24 protein-coding genes are annotated in these 25,713 nt (G+C 34.8%); 15 read left to right on the forward strand and 9 right to left on the reverse strand.

The features are described 5' to 3' along the window. The first annotated feature begins 18 nt into the window (after positions 1–18). Genes HZR84_02080 through HZR84_02090 form a run of 3 tightly spaced genes read left to right on the forward strand, consistent with a single transcriptional unit; the run spans position 19 to position 2,222 of the window. Positions 19–654, forward strand: a complete 636-nt coding sequence (locus tag HZR84_02080) for a DUF4290 domain-containing protein (protein ID QNL20778.1) — start codon at positions 19–21, stop codon at positions 652–654. A 2-nt stretch (positions 655–656) separates the two neighbouring features. Beyond that, positions 657–1,964, forward strand: a complete 1,308-nt coding sequence (gene murA, locus HZR84_02085; protein ID QNL20779.1) for a UDP-N-acetylglucosamine 1-carboxyvinyltransferase — start codon at positions 657–659, stop codon at positions 1,962–1,964. Positions 1,965–2,024: 60 nt separating this feature from the next. Continuing rightward, positions 2,025–2,222: a hypothetical protein gene (locus HZR84_02090; GenBank protein ID QNL20780.1), complete on the forward strand. Its 198-nt coding sequence runs from the start codon at positions 2,025–2,027 to the stop codon at positions 2,220–2,222. A 212-nt stretch (positions 2,223–2,434) separates the two neighbouring features. On the opposite strand, the gene HZR84_02095 is transcribed toward HZR84_02090, so the two are convergent. From HZR84_02095 to murB, 5 genes are all read right to left on the reverse strand, one after another. Further along, positions 2,435–6,019 (reverse strand): caspase family protein, encoded by a 3,585-nt coding sequence (locus HZR84_02095; GenBank protein ID QNL20781.1) that lies wholly within the window; start codon positions 6,017–6,019, stop codon positions 2,435–2,437. Between the two features lie 8 nt (positions 6,020–6,027). Beyond that, on the reverse strand, positions 6,028–6,510 hold the full coding sequence (locus HZR84_02100) for a DUF962 domain-containing protein (GenBank protein ID QNL20782.1): 483 nt from the start codon (positions 6,508–6,510) through the stop codon (positions 6,028–6,030). Between the two features lie 63 nt (positions 6,511–6,573). Beyond that, entirely contained in the window at positions 6,574–7,086 is a 513-nt protein-coding gene (locus HZR84_02105; GenBank protein ID QNL20783.1) for a DUF4442 domain-containing protein, read from the reverse strand. Next, positions 7,086–7,619 carry a DUF2911 domain-containing protein gene (locus tag HZR84_02110; protein QNL20784.1) on the reverse strand — a complete coding sequence of 178 codons (534 nt, stop codon included), beginning with the start codon at positions 7,617–7,619 and terminating at the stop codon, positions 7,086–7,088. Before HZR84_02110 ends, HZR84_02105 begins: the two co-directional genes overlap by 1 nt. Before the next feature lie 35 nt (positions 7,620–7,654). Continuing rightward, positions 7,655–8,677 (reverse strand): UDP-N-acetylmuramate dehydrogenase, encoded by a 1,023-nt coding sequence (murB, locus tag HZR84_02115; protein ID QNL20785.1) that lies wholly within the window; start codon positions 8,675–8,677, stop codon positions 7,655–7,657. A gap of 58 nt (positions 8,678–8,735) precedes the next feature. Here murB and HZR84_02120 point away from each other — a divergent pair, with 58 nt between their 5' ends. From HZR84_02120 to HZR84_02160, 9 genes are all read left to right on the forward strand, one after another. Next, positions 8,736–8,975: a heavy-metal-associated domain-containing protein gene (locus HZR84_02120; protein ID QNL20786.1), complete on the forward strand. Its 240-nt coding sequence runs from the start codon at positions 8,736–8,738 to the stop codon at positions 8,973–8,975. 95 nt (positions 8,976–9,070) lie between these two features. Continuing rightward, a complete protein-coding gene (locus HZR84_02125) occupies positions 9,071–9,763 on the forward strand; it encodes an SDR family oxidoreductase (protein ID QNL20787.1) in 693 nt (230 codons plus the stop codon). Then, on the forward strand, positions 9,763–10,677 hold the full coding sequence (gene gldA, locus HZR84_02130) for a gliding motility-associated ABC transporter ATP-binding subunit GldA (protein ID QNL20788.1): 915 nt from the start codon (positions 9,763–9,765) through the stop codon (positions 10,675–10,677). Before HZR84_02125 ends, gldA begins: the two co-directional genes overlap by 1 nt. 1 nt (position 10,678) lies before the next feature. Continuing rightward, positions 10,679–11,407, forward strand: a complete 729-nt coding sequence (gene gldF / locus HZR84_02135) for a gliding motility-associated ABC transporter permease subunit GldF (protein ID QNL20789.1) — start codon at positions 10,679–10,681, stop codon at positions 11,405–11,407. A 1-nt stretch (position 11,408) separates the two neighbouring features. Continuing rightward, positions 11,409–13,130: a gliding motility-associated ABC transporter substrate-binding protein GldG gene (gldG, locus tag HZR84_02140; protein QNL20790.1), complete on the forward strand. Its 1,722-nt coding sequence runs from the start codon at positions 11,409–11,411 to the stop codon at positions 13,128–13,130. Then, positions 13,123–14,088: a hypothetical protein gene (locus HZR84_02145; GenBank protein ID QNL20791.1), complete on the forward strand. Its 966-nt coding sequence runs from the start codon at positions 13,123–13,125 to the stop codon at positions 14,086–14,088. The genes gldG and HZR84_02145 overlap by 8 nt, the downstream gene beginning before the upstream one ends. 74 nt (positions 14,089–14,162) lie before the next feature. Then, positions 14,163–15,287 carry a DNA polymerase III subunit beta gene (gene dnaN / locus HZR84_02150; protein QNL20792.1) on the forward strand — a complete coding sequence of 375 codons (1,125 nt, stop codon included), beginning with the start codon at positions 14,163–14,165 and terminating at the stop codon, positions 15,285–15,287. Between the two features lie 21 nt (positions 15,288–15,308). Further along, entirely contained in the window at positions 15,309–17,174 is a 1,866-nt protein-coding gene (locus HZR84_02155) for an ABC-F family ATP-binding cassette domain-containing protein (protein QNL20793.1), read from the forward strand. Beyond that, a complete protein-coding gene (locus tag HZR84_02160) occupies positions 17,153–18,409 on the forward strand; it encodes a DUF5103 domain-containing protein (protein ID QNL20794.1) in 1,257 nt (418 codons plus the stop codon). The genes HZR84_02155 and HZR84_02160 overlap by 22 nt, the downstream gene beginning before the upstream one ends. Before the next feature lie 4 nt (positions 18,410–18,413). Here HZR84_02160 and HZR84_02165 read toward each other — a convergent pair whose 3' ends face one another. The 3 genes from HZR84_02165 to HZR84_02175 all read right to left on the reverse strand — a co-directional run bounded on the left by HZR84_02165 (position 18,414) and on the right by HZR84_02175 (position 21,013). Then, positions 18,414–19,301 (reverse strand): outer membrane beta-barrel protein, encoded by an 888-nt coding sequence (locus HZR84_02165; protein QNL20795.1) that lies wholly within the window; start codon positions 19,299–19,301, stop codon positions 18,414–18,416. Between the two features lie 108 nt (positions 19,302–19,409). Further along, entirely contained in the window at positions 19,410–20,315 is a 906-nt protein-coding gene (locus HZR84_02170; protein ID QNL20796.1) for a DUF58 domain-containing protein, read from the reverse strand. Beyond that, positions 20,315–21,013, reverse strand: coding sequence for a septal ring lytic transglycosylase RlpA family protein (locus HZR84_02175; GenBank protein ID QNL20797.1), 699 nt, complete (start codon positions 21,011–21,013; stop codon positions 20,315–20,317). Before HZR84_02175 ends, HZR84_02170 begins: the two co-directional genes overlap by 1 nt. Positions 21,014–21,101: 88 nt before the next feature. Here HZR84_02175 and HZR84_02180 point away from each other — a divergent pair, with 88 nt between their 5' ends. From HZR84_02180 to ychF, 3 genes are read left to right on the forward strand one after another with little or no spacing between them, the layout of a single operon-like run. Further along, complete coding sequence (locus tag HZR84_02180; protein ID QNL20798.1) at positions 21,102–21,458, forward strand: DUF3276 family protein; 357 nt, start codon at positions 21,102–21,104, stop codon at positions 21,456–21,458. A 48-nt stretch (positions 21,459–21,506) separates the two neighbouring features. Then, the gene (locus HZR84_02185; GenBank protein ID QNL20799.1) at positions 21,507–22,622 is read left to right on the forward strand and encodes an AI-2E family transporter; all 1,116 of its coding nucleotides are present in this window, start codon (positions 21,507–21,509) and stop codon (positions 22,620–22,622) included. Beyond that, positions 22,623–23,720, forward strand: coding sequence for a redox-regulated ATPase YchF (gene ychF, locus HZR84_02190; protein ID QNL20800.1), 1,098 nt, complete (start codon positions 22,623–22,625; stop codon positions 23,718–23,720). Here ychF and HZR84_02195 read toward each other — a convergent pair whose 3' ends face one another. Next, complete coding sequence (locus tag HZR84_02195) at positions 23,721–25,667, reverse strand: polysaccharide biosynthesis protein (GenBank protein ID QNL20801.1); 1,947 nt, start codon at positions 25,665–25,667, stop codon at positions 23,721–23,723. Positions 25,668–25,713 lie beyond the last annotated feature (46 nt).

Here is a 25,713-nt window from a genome sequence, read left to right on the forward strand (position 1 = left end):
TTTAATTCCAAACATTTAATGAGAGAGAGTAGAGGCCCTTTGTATTTAAGAGAATACGGGCGAAATCTTCAAAATATAGTTGCTCATATTGATCAGGTCAAAGATAAAGATGAGAAGAAAAGACTAGCCGAATTGGCCGTTGAATTAATGAAACAAATAAACCCGAACATGACCGATAGTTCGGATAACAACCAGGTTGTATGGGATCATTTGTATATGATGTCGGATTATCAACTGGATGTGGAAGGTCCCTTTCCAAAACCGGAACGCGAAGTAGTTCAGGCCAAACCTAAAAGACTTCGCTATCCTAGCCAGAGAATAAAATTTCGGCATTATGGAAAAAATGTTGAGTCCTTAATCAATGAAACACTTGAGATAAAAGATGCCGAAGAAAGAAAATCGGCTGAGATTTATTTGGCGAGATTAATGAAGTCATTTTATATCACCTGGAACAAGGAAAATGTAGACGATGAAGTTATTATTGAGCATTTGGGTCAAATGTCGAACTATCAAATCAAACTTAATATAGATGAGGTTCGGGAAAATCGGTTACTTGAGGTTCAAACCAGGGCCAGCAATCCAAACAGAAGTAATACAAGTGCGCGAAGCAATAACAGACGCAAAGGTGGGGGGGGACGAAGAAGAAGGAATTAAATATGCCATCATTTGAAATAACAGGCGGCAAAAAACTCAGTGGATCCATCACACCACAAGGTGCAAAGAACGAGGCCTTACAGGTTATTTGTGCAGTTCTTGCTACTGAAAAACCCGTTTTAATTGAAAATATCCCAAATATTCTCGATGTCAATAAGTTAATTGATTTATTGAAGAGTCTGGGTGTTAATGTTGATAACAAGGGGAATGGCTCTTTTCTATTTGAAGCCAAAAATATTGATCTAGATTATCTCAATACCAAGGAATTCAGAAAACAGGGGGCCTCTTTACGGGGCTCAATCATGATTCTTGGCCCACTTCTGGGTCGATTTAAAAAAGGTAAAATTCCAAAACCCGGCGGTGATAAAATAGGCAGACGGAGATTGGACACGCACTTTATAGGATTCGAAAAATTAGGTGCAAAATTTAATTACGATGCTGATGACAAGCTTTTTGAAATTGATGCTTCAAAATTAAAGGGTACCTATATGCTTCTGGATGAAGCTTCTGTTACAGGAACGGCTAATATATTAATGGCCGCAGTATTTGCTAAAGGAAAAACCAGCATTTATAATGCCGCCTGTGAACCCTATCTTCAGCAGTTGTGTAATATGCTAAACCGCATGGGAGCAAAAATCAGTGGTATCGGTTCTAATTTACTTGAAATTGAAGGTGTGGAAGTGCTTAATGGCACCGAGCACCGACTTTTACCGGACATGATTGAAGTGGGTAGTTTTATTGGAATGGCTGCCATGACGAGTTCTTCCATTACAATCAATGATGTCAATTGGAAGCAGTTGGGAATGATACCCGATGTTTTTAAACGACTTGGAATCAAACTCGAAAAGCAGGAAGATAGCATTTTTATCCCTGAGCAGGATCATTATGAAATTGAAACATTTATAGATGGATCAATACTAACGGTGGCTGATGCGCCATGGCCAGGATTTACGCCTGACCTTTTAAGTATTGTTTTGGTGGTGGCCACACAAGCCAAAGGTACAGTTCTTATTCACCAAAAAATGTTTGAGAGTCGTTTGTTTTTTGTCGACAAACTTATTGATATGGGTGCTCAAATCATATTATGCGACCCTCATCGTGCTACTGTAATTGGTCTTGATAAAAAAATAAAACTCAGGGGCATTACAATGACTTCTCCTGATATTCGTGCTGGTGTATCCCTTCTTATTGCAGCATTATCTGCAAAAGGAAAGAGCACAATCCTCAATATAGAGCAAATTGATAGGGGTTATCAGAATATTGATAGGCGTTTGCAAAATCTTGGGGCAGAAATACAAAGAATCGATTAAAGAAAATTTTTAGTGGTTTTGACAAATATTTTTTCTAATATAGTATTCAAATAGATAGATATGTTTAAAAGGCTACTTTCTTTAGTGTTTCTAGCGATGTTTAGCTCGATTATTTTTAGCAGTTGTTCTCCTAACGAACCGGGGCCCTGCAATTGTCCAGATAATGCACCATGGTCAGTACCGGGAAGCGAAAATTGTTATGATGATCCTCTTGATTGTGAAGCATCTGAAGGCCAACCTTGTGAAATTTGTTCATAAGCCCTAAGACCTTATGAAAAAAATATTTATGATACTAGCCCTTGTAATTGGGGCAATTTTCATATTTAATGCCTGTAATGAAGATGATGAAGTCGACCCGTGTAATTGCCCGGCATCATCGCCCTGGTCAAAAAATGATATCGAAAATTGCTATGCAACTAAAGCTGCTTGTGAGTCGGCTGAAGGAGGCACCTGTATTATCTGCAACTAATCTATTTACTAAAGTCTTTTTCAATAATTCCGAGTCCTCTCAATGCAATTTTTTCAATCGCAGTTTTGAAGTCTATTTCATTAACTTCAATTATTTCTAATAAGGTCGTGTCTTTAAAAAGTTTAACCTGAATCTTTATTTCTCCTGAATTGTAGCTGTACCTACCATTAAATTTATAAGCTCCAGTAAAGTTATCCGAGTTGATAAAAATAAAATCATTCTCTTTATTGTCTACTTGATATTTGAGTTCATCATCGAGTTGCAGGCCTAACTTACTATAATCCAGAAACATGTGTTCTTCCTGAAATGAAGATTTTAATATTATCGGTCTGGGAGAAATTAGTTTAATTTGAGCCTTTTCACGATTCCCGTATTCTCCAATATCTACCTTCCCCGCCTTTTCAGGTACTTTCACTACAGGTTTTTGAACGCTTCCAACATTACTTGCTAATTCGGGTACTTTCGCTGAGGCATACTGAAATAAACGATTGACATCCAGATATTGTCCATCTCGGAGTGCGTCTCCTTTCATACCAAAAAGTAGGCTGTAGGTCAATAAACCCTGGCCATACAAACTGGTCTCATAAGAAACATTATCAGATTCTGAACCGGCTAAAATATGTAACCCTGTTTCAGAAATGAGTTTTTCAAGCGCTTTTTCTTCTTTGGTACTTAAATGTCCGATCTGATTATTGAATTTATCGATCATTTCACCGGAATGGCAGGCATCTAAAATCATCACCATATTCAGCGAAGAAATTTTGCTCAAAGATTCGCCCAATTCTTTATCTGAAATTGAATAAGATGAAGGATTGTTCAAACTTTTACTCTCCTGATAAGACGCCTCCTTGGTCAATAAATAGTAATTCTTATCATCTTCTTTTCCCTGAGCCCCATGTCCTGCAAAATAAAATAAGAATACATCCTGCGGATTTATTTTTTTTGATATCTCATAGAGTGCTTTTAAAGTATTTTCCTTGGTCGGTTGTAAATTACTTTCTGAATTAATTGAATTTAGGTCGACTATTTCGACATTAGCTTGTCCAAAATAATTACTTGCCCCATTTTGAATTGCTTCAGAAATACTTTTGGCATCTTTCGATGAGAAATTCAAATCGAGCTTAGTTCCGGTATAATCTGAAACCCCGATGATTAGAGCATAAAATTTTTGAGTTTCATGCTTGGTATTTGTGTTCCAAATGTATTTTATTCTTTCCGGTGATGATTTAAGGTCACCGGCAGCATTGCTGACCTTTACGCTTATTTCATTTATTTCGTTGGGAATTAAAAAGGGATGAGACTCAACCTTGTATTGAATTTGATTTTCAATCAAATCTTCCGAAGGACTAAATTCTTTTGCTTTTTTATTATTAATGAAGACATCAACTTTTCCTATTCCCCCTCCCCTTTCTTGCAAATCAACACCGAGAATTCCACCATTTACTGCAGGATGCAGTATTCTAATTTCAGGGTATAATTCAAAATGCTCTATAGCTGATCGAGGCTGTATGGGTTGAATGTTATAGCCAAATATTTTAGAAAGGAGTTTAGGTTCGTAATACTTCTCCTTAATTTGATCAAGTGAAATGTATTCAGAACCCTGCACATAATGCATATCTTCCATTGCGGATCTGCTCGCATCATATACACCATTGTTTAACATTGTAACTAATTCCTCCCCTTCCAAAGGGTATATGGAGGCTGGGTAGTATTTATGATCTGAATAAAGCTTATTAAGCGACCAGATTTTCAGACTACCATCTTCTGAAGAAGCAATCACATAATCGCGTTTGGCATCGTACTGAACCTCAGTAATTGTTGATTGAAGACCTTCGAGTTTTTGCATGATCTGAAGTGAATCGACACTCCATAAATTGATGCTGTAATCTGCCTCTTCCCCTTTTTTATCCACGCTGATCTTCCATGACAGAAATTTATTTCCTGATTCAATTACTTTAATTCTTTCTCCCTTATAATTTTCAGGCAATTCACATTTGCTTAATAGTTTCCCATTATTGGAAAATACTTTGATTTTGATTCCATCATCATTTGAAATAAGCAATACCCTTTCTCCATTTTGAAAAAAATCAAAATCAATGATGTCTTTAGCTTTAATTTTAGAAATTCTCTTCTGCGATTGTGCATCGTAAAGATAGATTTTGCTGTTGCCACTTTTAATGCAGAAGAGATTTCCTTTTTCATCTGCCTTTACTTCAAAGGCTTCCTTAATATTTATAATAGATTTAGTTTTATTTTCAATATTAAATAGGCTAATCCCATTGTTTTCATCTTTCTTTAGTAACAGCCTGTCATTGACAAAGCACGTATTTCCATTGGGGTAAATACCTGTTAGTGGAAATTTAAGTCTTGGCTCATAATTTACCGTATTGTAGATAACAAGTGAATCTGCTTTAACCAAGGCCATATTTAAACCACTATTTGAAAAATCAACTCTGAAAGCCGGGTTGGAATTTGATAAAACACGTGTTTCCTGAATCTCTCTTAAATCATATAATCGAATTCCATTTTTGCTGCTAGCCAGGCTCAGAATCTGTGCATTTGGAGCAATATCAAAATCTTTAATCCTTTCAGTGAATCCCTGAAATCTTCGAACAAATCTTTTTTTATCAAAACTGTACGCTCCTATGGAATAATCGTAATCCGGAATAAAGAGAACATTCGAATCCGGGTCAAATTCAATGGTTTGAATTGATAGGTTATATGGATCTAAGTCTTTTCTTAATTGAAATTCATAAGAATCTATTAAAGGGTCTAAAGTTTCAGCATTTAAGAATGTAATATCCGTTGGACCTCTGCCTGCTATTATCAAAATAGAATCAACAACAACCGCTTTCTTTACCTTGAAAGGAATTTTTTTTAAGTATGTAAGTGATTTATTCAGAAGATCAATTTTTATTATCACTCCATTCTGACAAATCCCTAAATGTGTTTTATCCTCTATCAATATTTCGTTGATCACCCAATTTTGATCATTTTTAAAAGCAGTTTTTTTACCCTTCTCATCTATAGAAATAAAATGACCGTTTTTGAGCGCTACCAATAATAGCTTTCCCTCATCTATTGCAGCAATGCTTGATATTTTGCCTTCAAATGATATATCCTGAACAATTTTAAAATACGCATAATTGACTTCTTTTACTGTGCTGTCGTCTGAATAAGTATAAAAGGTCTCAGCATTTTTGCCAAAAACCAATCCGTTCACTTTCCCTTTGTGAATTTGACGGTCAGAGCGTTTTCTGTTTTTTCTTATATCATAAGAAAGCACTCTTCCCGAGCCATCAGCACTAAGCAATTGTGCAAAATCCGGGTGAAATGCCAATGCCGAAATTGGGTCATTATGGAAATTGGATTGGCGTATCTCCTTTTCAGCATCAAAATTCCAAATGGTGTATGAATTATTTCCCTGACTACTCGCCAGCCATCGCTCATTATTGTGATAATCAATTAAAACAACAGGCGTAGTATGACCCTTTGGAACAATTAATTCAGCCTCCTGGGCGAGTATATGACCACAACTAAGAAAAACACAATAGAAAAATGAAGAAAAGGAGAAACTTATTTTCAATTCAATTCTTAATATGGAATTCCGGTTTTTTTATATATGAAATGCAATAACCAAATTGGACCTATTAGTAAAAATTGTACATCTTTTAAAAAGGATGGTTTTTTGCCTTCAATATTATGTCCAAAAAATTGACCTACCCAGGCCAATACAAATACAATTATAGAAAACTGCCAGAGTGGTAATTCTAGATATTTATCAATCGCATAACAAGACCATAGTAAAGCATAAGAGATGATTATCATACCTATGGCCAATGCAATGGATAATCGGAAGTAATAAAGCAAGGCAAAAATGATAAACAGGCTTGCAAAATTTACATACTTCTGAAAAGCTGATGGAAAAAATCCTTGTATAAAATCACTCGGAATTGACCAAAGCAGACCAAGTAAACTAAATGTGATGGCGGGAACACAAATCCAGTGAATTAATTTATTGGTAGGGTTTTGATGACTAGACCCGTACTCTTCAAGAAGTCTATCAATTGTTCTCATTTCATAAAAAGTATAGCAATTTAATCAATCTTAGAAAAATTGATCAATAATCAGAGGTCTGATTTAAGATTTAGTTCTGACCTGTTCCCAGGATTTTAACTGCCAAACAATATTGGAACTGCAGATTTCATTATTGTTCTGATCGAAGGTAATTAGTTTAACGGGAAAATCAACTGGAGAGATTTTAGCCTTATCTTTTAATTCTTGAATTTCTGCTTCGCTCAATTTAAAGCTCACATAAACCTTTGCTTTTGCCTGATAAACGTAGTCAAGATGGATGCTTTTCATGATTATCCGAAATTCAGACGGATCAAGTCTTGAAATAATTAGAATACCTGAGGCAAGTTCATTGAGTGTTGCAAGTGCACAAGCGTGAATCCCTTTGATATGATTTAAATTCCTTTTAATATAAGGCAACTCGATTCTGACTGAATTTGGACTTATTTCTATTATTTTAAATCTATGGGGCTTATTGAAAGGTACGAATCGCGAAATTCCAAGATTGAGTAAAAACAAATGAAATTTAGACTTGTATGCACGCTGAAATGCAGATTGCAAATATGATTTTCCTTTCATTACAAAATTTTTAAGGGAATGTGAACTTGAATATTATCCCACCACAGGATCATATTTACAACATTTTCTTTTTCCGCTTGCCTAAATTCTATTAAAAAGTCTTCCCTTTCTGCAGATTTTATTATCGGGACAGTAATTCTTAACAAATCCTGCTTTCTGTCGTATTCAAAAGCTCCAAACTGCCCTAGTTTTTTGTTGAGAATAATAATCCATGAATTTTCACCGGGTACAGTAAAAAGTGAGTATGTCCCTGCTTTTAAGAATTTTGGCCCAAAGTAAATGTCTTTGGTAAAAGTAATTTCAGTAGCTTCATTTGCTCCTGTGCGCCAAACTCTGCCATATGGGACAAAACCGCCAAAAACTTTGCGGCCTCTTTTGAAAGGTTTTCCATAGGTAACCTTAATATAGGTATTGTTTAACTTGTATTGAGCGATGGCAATAGGACTGTCCCTATACCCCGGGTATTCCTGTGATATTGCCGAATTTGTGGCAATTACGAAAATAAAAAATAAGCCAAGCCCAATTTTTTTCATAGATTGAATGCTAACCTCAAAAATCGTACTAAATATTATATAATATTGACTTCGCGTTCGAGTTGTATTCCGAATTTGCTTTTAATATCATTCAAAATTAATTGAGAAAGCTCAAGAACATCATTTCCTGATGCATTTCCTTTATTTACAAGCACCAGTGCCTGCTTTTCATGAACCCCTGAGTTTTTATATATTTTGCCTTTCCAACCTGCATTTTCGATTAGCCAGCCAGCGGGAATTTTTACTGAATTTTGATCAATTGCATAAGAAGGTATTTCCGGATGTTTTTCTTTAAGTTTTTGAAACTCTTGAATTGAAATCACCGGATTTTTGAAAAAACTTCCTGCATTTCCTATTTCATTTGGATCGGGTAATTTGGAGCTCCGGATTTTAATCACAGCATCACTAATATCCTGTATTCCAGGATTATCAATTCCCATGGCTTTTAATGTCTCTGCAATTGCGCCATAATTGGTATTTAGTTTTGGATTTTTCTTAAGCCTTAAACAAACCCTTGTAATAATGTATTTATTCTTGTGGACGGTTTTAAATACACTGGATCTGTATCCAAAGTCGCAAGCCTCAAGATCAAATTTCACCACCTGGCCGCTCTCCTTTTCAAATGCAAAGAGGTATTCAAATACATTTTTAATTTCAACACCATAAGCACCTATATTTTGCATAGGTGCAGCCCCTACAGTTCCTGGAATTAAAGATAAATTTTCAATTCCGGCCCATTGATTTTGAATTGCATGTAATACAAGATCATGCCAATTTTCTCCCGCCCCTATTTCTATCAGGACAGAATCTTCATCTTCACTAATAATTAATTTTCCTTTGAAATCGATTTTGATTACAATCCCTTCAAAATTATCTGTAAGAAGAATATTGCTTCCCCCTCCGAGTATTAAATGCTTCTTTTGAAAATATCCTTCATGGTAAAGCTCAATAAGCTGAGATATTTCCTTTACTACAATAAACTCCTTTGCGTAAACGTCAATACCAAATGTATTGTAATCAATCAGGCTTATATTTGTATTTAAATTATTAAGACTCAATATCTGAACTTTTTAATATTTCAATTTGTGCAATGTTATGTATTTAAAATAATTTTCAATGCCAAAGTATAAATTCAAATCAAATATTAAATGCAGCAATTGCGAAGCTCAGGTTCGCGAGCTACTGAATACCAAGGATGAAATTATTTCCTTTAATGTTAACCTTGATGATTTGGAAAGAGAAGTAGAAATTAAAACGAGTTCTGAAATTGAAGAAAGCACCATTGTGGATTGGGTAAAAGATGCAGGCTTTCAACTCAAACCAAAAAAGTCTTTTTTGAAAAAGCTCTTCAAATAAATTATTGATTTTCTCTTTGTTTGGCTTTAATATTGGCCCTTGTTAATCCTAATAAATTATAAAATACTGATTTATAGTATTTTAAGTATAAGTGAATGTCTGATAGTCAAAAATTAGTTTTAGTCACCGGAAGCAGTAAGGGAATAGGTTATGAAACCTGTAAACTGTTTTTGAATAAAGGATTCCTGGTGGCAGGAGCTAGCAGATCAGAGACAACTTTTAATAATAATAATTTCAAACATTATTCCATTGATGTTTCAGATTCTTCTTCGGTGAGCAAAATGATTGAAGAAATACAAAACAATTTTGGTCGCTCCATCGACATCCTTATTAACAATGCAGGTTTGGGCTATTCTTCAGTTTTGCATGAGATGAGCGATGAAAAATGGTTAAAAATGTTTGATGTCAATGTTCATGGGCTATTTTACTGCACTCGGGCCGTTTTACCCAAAATGATTGAAAGAGGCCAAGGACATGTTGTAAACATTTCCTCCATCGCAGGAACTACTGGAGTAGAAACCATGGCCGGTTATTGCGGCACTAAGCATGCAGTTCGAGGTATTTCTCATTCTCTTTATAAAGAAGTAAGAAATCACGGCATAAAAGTGACTTGCATTTATCCTGGTTCGGTTAATACTAATTTTTTTGATGAAATTGATTCGGTAAAAGCCAATGATAACATGATGAGAGCTGAAGATATTGCAAAGACTATTTATGAAAGTATTGACTCCCACCCCAATTACCACGTGGTAGATATTGAACTCAGACCATTAAAACCAAAAGGATAATGTCAGTAATTGTATCGCATTTGACCAAAACTTACGGTGAGCAAAAAGCAGTGGATGACATCTCCTTTTCCATAGATAGCGGTGAAGTGGTTGGTTTTTTGGGACCAAATGGTGCTGGTAAAAGTACTACCATGAAAATAGCGACAGGCTTTATACCCCCAAATAATGGTTCTGTAAATATTGAAGGTCTGGACATACAGGAAAACACAATTGAAGTAAAAAAAATTGTAGGCTATCTACCTGAAAACAATCCGCTTTACCTTGACATGTATGTTTATGAGTATCTCAAGTTTGTGGCAAAATTGCACGGCTTAAAAAAATCATGCCAGAAAACCAGAATTGATCAGTTAATTGAAATGGTAGGCCTTGGAAGAGAAAGACATAAAAAAATAGAAGAATTGTCGAAGGGTTATCGCCAGCGAATTGGTCTTGCTCAAGCGTTGATTCACGATCCAAAAGTGCTTTTTCTGGATGAACCTACTTCAGGACTCGATCCTAATCAAATTGTGGATATTCGAAAACTGATTAGTGATTTAGGAAAAGAAAAAACTGTTGTACTTTCGAGCCATATAATGCAGGAGGTAGAGGCTGTGTGTAATCGCGCTATCATCATTAACAGGGGTCGATTAGTAGCCGATGACAAAGTGGAAAATCTCAAGAAAAAAATTCAAGGCTCAATTACTTTTCACATAGAATTTGCGCAAGCCGTTGACACTGATAAAATTAAGGAAATCAATACCATAAGCTCGGTCAAAGCAGTGTCACAATTTGTTTTTGAAGTCACATCTAAAAGCAATACAGACCCGAGAAGTGATTTATTTGATTTGTCTAAGCAAAATGATTGGATAATTCTGGAGATTAGAACTCTGGAGTCCAACCTTGAAAGTATTTTTCACCAACTAACGCAAAACTAAAATGATAGCAATCTATTTGCGTGAAATAAACAGCTTTTTAAGCTCGCTTATTGCTTATCTGGTAATAGGAGTTTTTCTTTTAATAACCGGCTTGTTTTTATGGGTTTTCCCGCAAAGCAGCATTCTGAATACCGGGTTTAGCAATATGGACTCCCTGTTTTTGATTGCGCCCTATGTCTTTTTATTCCTGATTCCTGCAATTACAATGAGAGCTTTTGCGGAGGAGAAAAAAAGCGGCACCATAGAATTTCTGCTTACCAAACCGGTTAGCGATTATCAAATAATAATTGCCAAATATTTAGCAAATTTAACTTTGGTATTGTTTTCCATTGCCCCAACCCTGATCTATTACTATTCGGTTTATCAATTGGGAAACCCGGTAGGTAATATCGATTCCGCTGGAATTGCAGGTTCTTATATCGGATTGATTTTTCTTTGTGCCGTTTTTACTTCCATCGGTTTATTCGCCTCCTCGCTCACTCAAAATCAGATTACTGCCTTTGTTTTGGCTGTATTTTTATCGTTTATAATTTTTGAAGGTTTTCAATCATTGTCTGAGATCAACGTTTGGGGAAAAGCATCGGTGATCATTTCCAAACTTGGGATAGCGCATCATTATAACTCAATAAGTAAAGGACTTATTGATTCACGTGATCTGCTGTATTTTATAAGCGTTATTATACTCATGCTATCAGGTACAAAATTAATTCTTGATTCCAGAAAGTGGTAATATGAAAAGGTCAATACGATATAACAGCTTATTTACATTTTCAGTAATCCTTATAAGTCTGATACTTGTAAATATTATTTCTGGACAATTCTTTTTTAGGTTGGATCTTACTGAGGAAAAAAGGTACTCCTTGGCCGAAAGCACAAAAACATTATTGTCAGATCTTGAAAATGTGGTTTATATTGAAATATTTCTGGAAGGAGAAATGCCGGCAGATTTTCAAAGACTTCAACAATCAATTAAGGAAATTCTCGATGAGTTTAAAGTATATGCAGGTTACAATCTTCAATACGAATTTCGAAACCCCTCACCACCTGAAGCAGATAACAAATCCCGACAGGAAATCTTTAAACAAATTTACGATCGCGGTATAAACCCCACAACACTTTATGTTAACCAAGGTGATGAACGCACTGAAAGAATCATTTTCCCGGGAGCCATCATTAATTATCTCAATATGGAAATGCCTGTAAATTTTTTGAAATACAATTATAATGCAGGAACTCGGGCCCAGCTCAATCAGAGTATTGAAGGATTGGAATACGAGCTTATTTCTACAATTAAAAAATTAAGTAAACCCAAAAAGAAAAAGATAGCTTTCTTACAAGGTCATGGTGAATTGGATCCAATACAAGCTGAAGACATCTTAAGAAGTCTTTCAGAATATTACGATGTGCGAAGAGTCAGACTACAAAGTGCTACCAATGGTGATTTTGAAGGAACAGAGAATTTAGACGCCTTCGATGCCATTATAATGGCCTCTCCCGATTCGGCATTTAACGAGATTGATAAATTCAAAATTGATCAATATTTGGTTAAAGGAGGAAATGCTTTGTTTTTAATCGATGCCATGAAAGCAAGTATAGATAGCATTGGTAATTCAGGGAGCGTTGCAATTTCTAATGATTTAAAATTGGATGATATCTTTTTTAAAATGGGATTGCGTCTTAATCCTGATCTGATCCAGGATCAATTATGTGCCTATATTCCATTAATCGTGGGTTATGTTGGAGACAGACCTCAATATAAAATGATGAAATGGTGGTATTTTCCTATCCTGAATAATTTTGCAAAACACCCAATTTCAAGAAATATAAATGGTGTTTATTCAAAATTTATAAGTTCTATTGACACGGTTAAATCTCCGGGAATTAAAAAAACACCCTTGGTATTTACCTCACCTGAAACCCGGGTATTGTCTTCGCCGGTAAGACTTGATTTTAATGATGTAAGAATGCCACCAAATCCTCAATTGTTCAACAAAGGCAAATTAGCAGTCGCATATCTCTTGGAAGGTAAGTACCGCTCCACCTTTGAGGGTCGGGTAACTGAAAAAACTGCAGAAAAATTTAATTATAAAACTATTGATAAGGCTTCAAAGATCGTTGTTTTTTCCGATGCAGATATCATTGAAAATGACATAAACAGCAAAAGCAATACCGCATACCCCCTGGGTTATGACAAATTCACTAAAAATACTTTTGCCAACAAAGACCTGATATTGAATTGCATCGATTATATGCTCGACGACTCAGGCATTATTGAAGCCAGGAATAAACAGGTAGTTATTCGGCCACTCAATATTACAAAAGCCAATAAAGAAAGATTGAAATGGCAAGTAATAAATATAGGCCTACCGGTAGTTTTATTGATTTTATTTGGTGTTGTTAAAAATTACATCAGATCTAAAAAATACGGAAATCAAAAAAAGTTGAATGAATAGAAATAAACTTATTCTTGGAATTCTTACATTAATATTTCTCGCACTTCTGGCATTTTATGCGATTGATCAGAAAAAAAGTAAAAGCACACTTAATATTAATGAAAGTGCTTTCAGCATAAAAGATACTGCATCAGTTGACAAAATATTTATAGCTTCCAAATTTGGATGGTCTGCTCTGCTGGAAAAAAGAAACAATGGTGATTGGTTCTTAAATAATCAATATAAAGTCAATAAAGGCCAATTATCTATATTACTTAAAACACTTTATTGGCAAAGAATTAAAAGGCCTGTACACAAGGGTGAGCGTGAAATGGTCATTAAAAACATTGCCACTAAAGGAAGTAAAGTGGAAATCTATCAAAATGGTAAAAAAACCAAAGTTTTTTATGTTGGTGGAGATGCCAACGATGCAAAAGGAACCTATTTTATTATGGAAGGTTCAGAAAATCCATTTGTAGTTTATATGCCAAATCACACGGGATTTTTGAGTCCAAGATATGTGGTCAAAGAAGAGAACTATCGAAATTCACAAATTTTCAAAAGCAATCTCAATTCATTTATTCAAATAAAAGTTGATTATCCGGCAAACCCATCGGAAAGCTTTGTAATTGTAAACGAAGACAATAGAGCAAAGATTTTGGGAATTGAAAATGTAAATAAAACTGTGCTAAACAATTATATATCTTCGTATAATCGAATTTTCATAACTAGATTTATTGAGGACAATGATTTCATTAATAAAATAGACTCATTAAGTCAATACCCACCAAATGTTAGTATTTCGGTTCAAGACAAAGTCAGTGAATTTAGTAATTCGATTGACATTTATCTCAATGAAAAGGATCCGGATGGGATGCTGGGAATAGCAACTATTGAAGGAGATAAGAAATACGTTTTGATTCAAAATTATGTGTTTGACAAATTGATAATACCCGCAAGTAGATTTAGAGCAAACTAATTGCAAAGCACTTCTTACAATACTATGTTTAAGACCAACATTTTATTAATTTGGGCACCTCAAATGATCTTGATATGAAATTTATCGTTTCCTCTTCAAATTTGCTTAATCATTTAAACAGAATTAGTGGCGTAATTCCAAGTAATGCCATTGTTCCAATTCTTGAAAACTTCCTGTTTGATATTCAGGATGGCAAGTTAACCATCACTGCCTCTGATTTGCAGACTTCAATAATTACCGAAATGGAAGTGGAAGCGAAAGAATCAGGCCAAATCGCAGTTCCTGCAAGAATTTTAATTGATACTTTAAAAAATCTGGCTGAGCAACCTATTACATTTACGATTGACGAAGACTCATACAGCATTGAATTAAGTTCTGATAATGGGCGATATAAGTTAGCCGGAGAAAACGCCACAGACTTTCCCAGAATCCCCGATGTATCAGATGGTCATGGCATAACAATTTCTACCGAAGCACTACACAGGGCTATATCAAATACCATATTTGCGGCTTCAAGTGATGAACTCCGTCCTGCAATGACAGGAATTTACCTGCAATTCAGTGATAGCAATACAACATTTGTTGCAACTGACGGCCATCGGCTGGTTCGATATCGAAGGGTAGATGTAGTTTCGGATTCTGATACATCAATATTAATTCCAAAAAAGGCTATGAATCTCTTGCACAAATCACTGCCTCAAGAAAACAATGATTGCACCATGGAATTTAATACTTCTAATGCTTTTTTCACTTTTGGAGATATTAAAATGATTTGCAGACTAATCGATGAAAGATTTCCCGATTATGAATCTGTTATACCTGCAGATAATCCCTATGAACTAATCATTGATAGAAATGAGTTTTTAGGCACACTAAAAAGAATTTCTATATACGCCAATAAAACCACAAATCAAGTGGTATTGAAGTTGAGCGGTAGCGAATTGCAAGTATCTGCTGAAGATTTAGATTTTTCAAATGAAGCCAATGAAAGACTTGCCTGTGAGTATAGCGGAGAAGATATGGAAATAGGTTTTAATGCCAGATTTCTAATAGAAATGTTGAACAACATGAATTCAAAACAAATCAAGCTCAATCTTTCAGCACCCAATAAGGCAGGATTACTTATTCCAGTTGAAAAAGATAAGGAAGAAGATTTGTTGATGCTCGTTATGCCTGTCATGTTGAGCAATTATGTCTAAAATTAAGAGTACCCCTCTCTTATGATTTCCATTAATGGAATATCATTTTTCTTTGGTAGCCGTCCTATTTACAAAGATGCCTCACTGCATATTTCCGATGGAGAAAAAATCGGTTTAATAGGAAAAAACGGAACAGGTAAATCCACCCTTTTAAAGATTTTGCAAGGTGAATACCAATGTGAATCCGGTGCGATTGAAATGAGTAAAGAAACAAGTATTGGCTATTTCCATCAGGACTTACTTTCTCAAACCGAAAATAAAAGCATCAAAAATGTTGTGCTCGATGCCTTTGGAAAACTCTTAGATCAACAAAAGGAAATTGACACTATACTTCATAAGCTGGAAAGTGATTATTCTGAAGATTTATTAATTCGTCTCAATGAACTGCAGGACCATTTTAATACAATGGGCGGCTATTCAATGGAGTCAAGTGTGGAAGAAGTTTTAGCTGGGTTGGGATTTAGCAATAGTGAAATGGATCAAAAAATTGAAACCTTTTCCGGAGGCTGGCGAATGAGGGTTTTACTGGCAAAAATGTTGCTTCAAAAACCTAACCTTTTAATGCTTGATGAGCCTACTAACCACCTCGATTTACCTTCAATTCAATGGCTGGAAGAATATTTAAGCTCATATCCGGGAAGTGTTATTGTAGTTTCTCATGATCAGGATTTTATAAATAACATCGCAGAAATAATAGTTGAAGTAGCTTTTCAAAAATTAAATCGATATCCGGGCAATTATGACAGCTATCTGGTTCAAAAAAATGAGCGGGCCGAAGTACAACAGAACGCCTTTCAAAATCAGCAAAAAAAAATAAAGGATACCGAAAAATTCATTAACAGATTTAGAGCTAAAGCAACTAAAGCCAAACAAGTGCAATCACGGGTGAAAGCTTTGGAAAAAATGGAAATTGTAGATGCACCGGAAGAAGATACCAAAAAAATTTCCATAGAATTCCCTGTAAAAGTCCAGCCCGGAAAAGATATTCTCAATCTCAACTTGAAAGAAAAAAGTTATGGAGATAATCTGGTTATAGCTAATACTCATCTAAATGTGGCAAGAGGTCAAAAAATTGCACTAATAGGCGCCAATGGGAAAGGTAAATCGACCTTGCTTAGAATATTAATGGGCACTGAAAGTTTTGAGGGAACAAGAAAATTAGGTCATAATGTAAAAATGGAATTCTATGCCCAACATCAGTTGGAAGCGCTTAATTTGAAAAATGACATTATTTCTGAAATGCAGCAGGCAGGGCTTCAAAAAACAGATCTTGAAATAAGAACGTTGCTGGGTGCATTTTTATTTACCGGTGATGATATCTATAAGAAAATTAAAGTCTTATCAGGAGGAGAAAAATCCAGAGTCGCTTTGGCAAAAACGCTTCTGGGCGAAGCTAATTTTCTTTTGTTGGATGAACCTACTAATCACTTAGACCTTGATTCGACAGAAATTCTAATAAATGCATTAAAAAAATATAAAGGCACATTTATCATTGTTTCACATAATAGACACTTTATTTCAGAGGTTGCCAATGAGATCTGGTACATCGAAGATAAAGTCATTAAAACTTATCCCGGAGATTACAAAGAATATCAAAATTACAGTTTAAAAAAGGAGAAACCGTTATCTGCCAGTGTCAAATCCAAACCCAAAACCAATAAACAGAAACCAGTAAAAGAAAATAAAAACGATAATTCCGCGTATATTAAAAAACTGGAAACATCGATTGAAGAACATGAAAAAGCAATTTCAGAAATTGAACAGAAACTTTCTTTGCCGGAAATCATTGAAGAAAAAGATAAATTTAATGAACTCTTAAAGCAACATCAATTTGAAAGTGAAGAATTGGAGCGTAAAATGAATGAATGGGAAAAGTATTTAAGCTAATAATATTATCAATTCTTTTTTTTAACAATTGTATTGCTCAGACCAACAATCCGGATAGAGTTAATGGCAAAAACATCCATACAGTTCAGTTTTACAGAAATGATCTTAGTCCTCAAACAATTATCAATCCTCCCGTAACCAATTTAAATCAAAGGCATAGAATTATCTTAGAATTTGATGAATTGGGGGATCAGGCAAAATATTATTATGCAAAAGTGCTGCACTGTAATGCTGACTGGTCGGAGTCATCTTTATCAAGTGCAGAATTTATGTCCGAGTACAATGAGTTCCTAATCGAAGATTACAATTTCTCCTTTAATACTAAAGTCGAGTTCACTCATTATCGATTTGTTGTTCCAAAAGTTAAGGTAAGTGGTAATTATCTTTTAAAAGTTTATCAATCAGATAAGCCGGATGATATAATTATTTCTAAAAGATTTATGGTATATGAAAGTCTGGTAAATATAGTTCCCCATTTCAGAGTTTCAGAATTGGTCGGCAAAAGAGAGTCACACCAACAAGTGGGTTTTGAAGTATATTATGATCAATTTGAAATTGTGATGCCACAAAAAGAAATTAAAGCTACAATACGACAAAATCAGAGATGGGATAATGCAAGAATGGAATTAACTCCATTGTATTTTGACATAGGAAGAGAACAATTGGATTTTAGATATTTTGATGAAAGTACAAATTTCATTGCATGGAACGAGTTTAGAAATTTTGCTTTTCGCAGCGCTCAATTTGATGATATTAATGTAAAAGAGCTGGATATAAAGAATCAAGAGGTATTGTTAAGCCCTTTGAGAAGTAGAGCGGAGAAATCCTACGTTAATTATCTTGAATTAAACGGTAATTATATAATTGAAAATAATCGTGGTGATCCGCAACTATCTTCCGATTATTTCAATACTCATTTTGAATTTTTTTCTGACAAGAAGGGCGGTGATTTTTACATCGTGGGAAAATTGAGTAATTGGGAATTTATGGAGAAGAATAAATTCATTTATAATCCTGAATATAAAAAATATGAATGCAATATAATGCTAAAACAAGGTTATTATGATTACCTGGTGCACTATGAATCCAATTCAATAGAGGAAGAACCATACATTATGGAGGGTTCCTTTTTTTCAACTCAAAATGATTACGAAATAATTATTTACCATACGGCCATCGGATCACGATTTGATCGAATTGTGGGTTATTTATTCAGGCCCTTTTTTGATAGGTAATAAATTAGCGACGATTTTTGAGCATTCTCTTTCTATTTCTCTTAGTGAGTTTAGAAATGTGAGCTCCCGAATCTCTTTGTCCTTTAACACCTGACCTGATTGAAGGAATCGTAATTTCAGCCTTAACACCGGCTACAAAGTATCCATCCCGTGAATCTGGATTTCCTCTTACATCTCCAATTTCGGCATTCCCATTTTTAATTTCCAAACTTCGATTGGAAAGTGCAGCAGCAATTGGATCATCTTGTGCTGTGTAAACTGTACTAACATCGTCGAGATAATCCGTAAATGTCAAGCGGTATCCCCCTTCTACCGAAAGGTCAATAAATTGGTTAATTTTAATTCTCACTCCAATGCCGCCAGGAACAACTATTGTTACAGGTGAATAGGCCACTCCTTCAGTTTGCAAAGGTCTCAAGGAATAGGTTACCCCATCCAATTCAGCCTTTGGATTAAAGTAAGTAAAACCCAAACCACCATATGCAAATGGTGTGAAGCGTTTTCTAGAATAAAAATTGGTTGAATGTTGATATAAATCGACAACACCGGCTGCAATGAATTCAATATTATTTGACTTAAATGATAAATTTCGTGGCTCATAGTGATCCTGAGCCTCAAGTTGATACCAGTTTAACTCAGCCTTGACACTAATCCTTTCAGTAAATCTTAAATGTGCTCCAAGATTCAGGTTTGCTTTAGGTTTGATGCAATTATCACATAGGTCACCATAATACCATGAAGTCCCTGCTCCAACAGTTAATTTTACAATACCAAAAGAATTGTATCCTGCATACAATCTTGATCTTTTTATTCTACTGGACTGAGCAAATCCCAAATCTGAAATAAAAGACAGGAGGAGAATAGAGACAAGAATCTTGTAAAATATCTTCATAAAGTTAATACCTGAGCACTCTAAGTTAACAACTATGGAGGGTAAAGTTAAAATTTAATATGAAATTATAAACTCAATTATTTTAATACTTATGAAAGAGGCTGTACTTCAAATCATTTTTGCCCGTTTTATTAAAAAAGAATTGAGAATTTTGTACATATCTTCATTTATATTACATTCAAAATAATCAATCTTATTTCTGGCGCAATTGTCTTTCAAATTAGCCTTGATTTCTGTAATTCTGTTGATATAAGATTTCCGCAATTCAATCGGGTTCAATTTTAATTTGACACCACTTTCCAAATCTGTGAAATTGTAAAATCCTTTATTGTAATCTAGTTCAAGTTCTTTTTCCTTGTCAAACACGTCAAATACAATCACCTCATGTTGCTTATAACGGAGGTGACTTAAAGCATTAAACAATTCGCTCATATTATCAAATTCTGCAAGAAAATCACTAAAAATTATAATAAGTGATCGGGGTTTTGCCTTCTCCGCAGTGTGGTGAAGCACTTCAGAAATATTGGTTTTTTTATTGCTTTTTTCCTGTTTTAGCAACCTCTGAAGCATAACCAATATTTCATGTTGATGTCGTCTATTGGCCTTAGAATCGGTTTCTTCTTCAATAAAATCACTAAATAACGTTAATCCAACAGCATCTCTTTGTCTGTTCAAAAGAATAGTAAGTGCAGCGGCAGCGGTAGTAGAAAAGGTAATTTTACCGAGATTTTCCACAGGAAAGTACATGGAACTGGAATTGTCAATTAAAATTTGACATCTCAGGTTTGTTTCCTCTTCAAACTTTTTAACATATAACTTGTCTGTTCTTGAATAAACGCGCCAATCTATGAATCGAGTGCTTTCACCGGAATTATATAATCTATGTTCTGCAAATTCGACAGAAAATCCATGATAAGGTGATTTGTGTAATCCGGTGATGAATCCTTCAACTAGCTGTCTGGCCAACAACTCAATGTTTTCATAGGTCCTGATTCTTTCAAAATCTAATTGCATCAATAGGTTTTTACAAATCCCGAATAATTCATTTTCTCAAGCTTTCTTAAATAACGTGAGGCCTCATCAATATTGTTGAAATCACCTGCCATGATACGATAAAATGTTTTTCCGTCTTGATCAAATACTTTAATCAAAGGCAATTTTATTCCATTTTCATAAGCTTCTTTTCCAAATTTTAAAGCCGCCTCTTCCGACTCAAATGAAGCCAGTTGAATTCCATAAAGAGGTGCTTTTCTCTTGGTTCCCCAAATACTCATAACATAAGAGTTTTCTTCCGGAATCTCCGATATTATACTTTCAGCAACCCGGCTCTCTTTCTGTATTACTTCAGTTATTTGAACTTCCGCAAGACCATTTTCCAACATATTGAGCTCGGCAGCCGCCTTTTTTGAAAGATCAATTGTTCTTCCATGCGCATATGGACCACGGTCGTTAATTCGAACAAGCACTGATTTACCATTGCTAAGATTAGTAACTTTTACAATTGTCCCAAATGCCAAAGTTCGATGCGCAGCCGTTAAGTCGGAGTTGCGAAATACCTCCCCACTTGCAGTAGTTCGTCCATCAAACTTATCGGCATAGTAGGAAGCAATTCCTTTTTCAGAGTATTTATTCTGCGCAAACAGAGTAGTGAAACCTAAAAAATAAAAAAACGATATTCTTAAAACTTTCCGCATTTCAATGTTAAAGCCCAAATATCATCAATTATTGTTCATTCATTAATTTATTTTTGAATGAAATTATAAAGTATTTAGTTTTACACAATCGCAAAATTTAAAGGTAGTGGAAGAAAATAGCGGCAACGAGCGGAACGAGATTTTTTCTAAAAAAGTTAGGGCTGGTAAGAGAACTTATTTTTTCGACGTCAAGTCTACACGTTCAAACGATTTTTATTTAACAATTACTGAAAGCAAAAGAAAACAGAAAGACGACGGTTTTTTCTATGAAAAGCACAAGATCTTTTTATACAAAGAAGATTTCTATAAGTTTAGAGATGCTTTGAACGAATCTGTTTCTCACATAACCGATGAATTGTTAAATGGTTATGAACCTCCATTGGATGAAGACAGTAATATTGAAGGTTCAAATCAGAAGGAGAAAAGCGATACAAAATTAGATACTGATCTCAACTGGGATTAGTTTTTAATTGGGCTTTTTCTTTTTTTCACTTTTGAATCGGAAAAGTGAATGTTTAGCAGATACAGAATTTTATTCTATCTATTACTTATTCTGGCAGTTTTATTGTTAGTTGTAAGTCTCGGATATGTCTTTTCCAATATCCTCGCTTATTTTATAGTTTCGATTATCCTCGCCACCATCCTCCGCCCATTGGTAGATAGACTGTCTTCACTACAAATTTATAAGGTTAAATTTCCCAGAGTTGGGGCAATACTCATTTCATTTATCTTTTTAGGATTTGTGATTTATCTTCTTTTAGAGCTATTCGTGCCACTTTTAAGCAATGAAATTTCAAAGCTGTATAAATTAGATTTTGATACAATACTGACCAATCTGGCCGGAAGTTTAACTGGAATTGAAAATTTTTTAATCAGTAATAATATCGTCAATGAAAAACGTGGTTTCATACTTGAAAAAAGTAAAATATACTTTTTTGAGTATATACAGAATACTGAATTCAGCACTTTAATAAATAATACTTTTTCAGTTATTGGCTCCTTTTTAGTTGGTCTTCTGGCTATATTTTTTATTACATTTTTCTTCCTCTATGAAAAGGGAATTTTAAGGGGACTCTTCTTGAAATTAATTCCTAATGCCTATTTTGAGCTTACAGTTACGGCTTTTTACAAGATTGAAAGGTTACTATCAAATTACCTCATAGGTCTACTATTTCAAATGATAGCATTTTTTACTTTGGTTTCGATCCTGCTTACAATTGCCGGAATCAAGTATGCATTTACCATAGCTTTTTTTGCTGCAGCGGCCAATCTTATACCTTACCTTGGACCGGTTCTGGGCGCTAGCTTTGGCATTATTGTAGCTCTAACAACTTCGGGCTTTGGAATGGAATTTCAGCATTATATTATAATAATTATAAAAGTCCTTATTTCATTTGGTATTGTTCAGTTAGCTGATAATTTAATTTTCCAGCCAATAATATTTTCGAGAAGTGTTAAAGCCCATCCACTTGAAATTTTTGTAATTGTTTTTGTTGGAGCTACTTTAGCGGGCCCAATAGGAATGATCTTTGCCATACCTACATATACAATTCTTAGAGTATCGGTTATTGAGTTTTATTTGGGCTATCAGGAATACAGAATATTTAATATAAATCAAAACAATTAAATGGGTTTAAGATGTGGAATTGTAGGTTTGCCAAATGTGGGAAAATCAACATTATTCAATGCTTTATCAAATGCAAAAGCAGAAGCTGCAAACTATCCTTTTTGTACAATTGAACCGAATATTGGAATTATTAAGGTTCCCGATGAAAGACTTAATATTCTGGAACAATTAGTTGACCCAGAAAAAGTAATTCCCGCAATTATCGAATTTGTAGATATTGCCGGATTGGTTAAAGGAGCAAGCAAGGGTGAAGGACTGGGAAATAAATTTCTAGCAAACATTAGAGAGGTCGATGCAATTGTCCATGTTGTTCGCTGTTTTCAAGATGATAATATCGCTCATGTTGAAGGGCGAATAAACCCTATTAATGATAAAGAAGTAATAGACACCGAATTACAACTCAAAGATCTTGAGACAATTCAAAAGCGAATAGACAAAGAAGAGAAAGTAGCAAAGTCCGGAGACAAAGTGGCCAGGCAAAAAATAGAGGTATATAATAAAATAAAAGATGCCCTATCTAAAGGATTGAATGCACGAGTTGTCGAGGTGAATGATATGGAGAATGAAATTGTGGAAGAAGCACAACTTTTAACAACTAAACCTGTCATTTATGTAGCAAATGTGGATGAATCAGGATTGAAAGAGAACAATCATTTCTACAATGAATTAAAGGATAATGTCAAAGGCGAAAATGCTCAGGTAATTAAAGTATGTGCAGCTATAGAATCACAAATAGCAGAATTTGACGATCCCGAAGAAAAAACAATGTTACTTGAAGAATATGAATTGGAGGAGTCGGGTCTAAACAAATTAATAAAAGCGGCCTATTCAATTTTGAACCTGATTACCTATTTCACTGCAGGAAAACAGGAAGTAAGAGCCTGGACCATTAAAAAGAATTGGAAAGCTCCAAAAGCTGCAGGAGTTATTCACACCGATTTTGAAAAGGGATTTATTAAAGCTGAGGTCATTAAGCTCAAAGACTATCAACAATACAAGACTGAGCAAGCTTGTAAGGAAGCCGGTAAAATTGCAATACAAGGAAAAGATTATATTGTGGAAGACGGAGATATAATGCACTTCCGTTTTAATGTTTGATTAAGCATTGCGTATTACGCGCATTGGGATATCCTTTTTCGGATCCAGTCTCTCAAATTTCGAATGATTGCTAATGAAAGAAGGCACTAATTTTTTCATTTTCTTTACGATTAGCATTTCATCATCCATTGCCGTGATATCAAGCAATTCTACAATTTCAGAATTAATCTTTTGGAAATCTGCATTATCTGTTTCAGCTATTAAAATTTTAGGATTATGCGTTGGTTTTGTGTTTTCTTTATTGCTTAGAAGCTCTTCATAAAGTTTTTCACCTGGTCTTAATCCACTAAACTCAACTTCAATATCCTTGCCGAGTTTTAAACCTGACAATTGAATCATCTTTTTGGCAAGATCAAGTATTTTTATGGCTTTACCCATATCAAAAATAAAGATTTCACCTCCTTTACCCATAACACCGGCCTCTAATACCAGTTGACAGGCTTCTGGTATGGTCATGAAAAATCTTGTGATTTCCGGATGTGTAACAGTGACCGGTCCACCCTGAGCAATTTGTTTTCTAAATAGTGGTATCACAGAACCGTTGGATCCAAGCACGTTTCCAAATCGCGTTGTTATAAAACGTGTATTAAATGCCGAATTATCAAAATAATCTCCTCTTTCCAAAGCATAGTTCAGGGATTGAACATACATTTCAGCCAATCGCTTTGATGCTCCCATGACGTTGGTTGGGTTTACCGCTTTGTCGGTTGATACCAATACAAATTTGGATACATTAAATTTTACAGCGAGATCAGCCAGATTTTTAGTGCCTAAAATATTAGTTTGGATAGCTTCGATTGGATTTTCTTCAAGCATTGGTACATGCTTATATGCAGCAGCGTGAAACACAACATTTGGTTTGTGTTCTTTAAATGTAGCATGTACTCTGTTATAGTTATTCACTGCTCCCAGAATTACAATTTTTTCCACAGCAGGATTTAAGTCAGCTGCTTCCATCTCCATATCAAATAATGGAGTTTCAGCCTGATCGAATAAGATCACTTTCCTGGGATTATTTTGTATAACCTGCCTTACAATTTCACTTCCTATAGACCCGGCCGCTCCTGTTATTAAAATTGTTTTGCCCTGTAATTCATTCTTTACAAGTGTATTTTCAATTTTGATTGACTCTCTGCCAAGCAGGTCTTCGATTTTTACATTCTTGATTTGATTGAAGCTCAGCTCACCATTTACCCACCTGTAGGCCGGTGGTACGTGCTGAACCTCGATATCATACCTTAAGCAAAAATCTACAATTTCATTTTTTCGCTCTAAGCTGAGATCTTGTATCGCAATTACAAGTTTATGAATTCTTTGAGTTCTTAATAAATACTGTAAATCTCTTTCGGAATGAAAGATTTTCACGCCATTAAAATTTTTACCCACTTTCCTTTCATCATCATCCAGGTAGGCCACAACCCGCATATCAGAAATTGGGTCATTATCTATAATATGTTTAGTAATTAAACCGAGTTGTCCTACGCCATATATGACGGCAGATTTTCTGCTGTATTTTAAATTACTTGCCTTGCTGAAAATAAATTTGACGGCAATTCGATAACTGAAAAGAAAAAATGTTGTATTTAAATAGGCAATAATCAATACTGATACAGGAATAAAAGCAATGCCTGATAAATAGAAATTGAGGTAATTGATCAATCCAACGATGGCCGAACCGGACGTGCTTGTAAACAATATTCGTGTTCCGTCCTCTAAACTCGTATATCGAATAATTCCAGAATAGGTTTTATTCAATAAAACAGCCCCCAGGTTACAGACAAAGAAAAGTGAAACTCCTGTAACAAACTGATCAACTTCAATATTATCAAGATTTAAATTGAATCGAAGCAGGTAAGCAAACATTACACTGAAAAGAATTATTCCAGCATCAATGCAGATAATAATCCATCGAGGCAGAATATTCAGGGAAGTAATTCTTTTTAACATTAAAAAGATCTTTTGTTTGTGTGCCTAATTCAGGATTGCTGAATAT

Source organism: Hyphobacterium sp. CCMP332 (assembly GCA_014323545.1).
Taxonomy (GTDB): domain Bacteria; phylum Bacteroidota; class Bacteroidia; order Cytophagales; family CCMP332; genus CCMP332.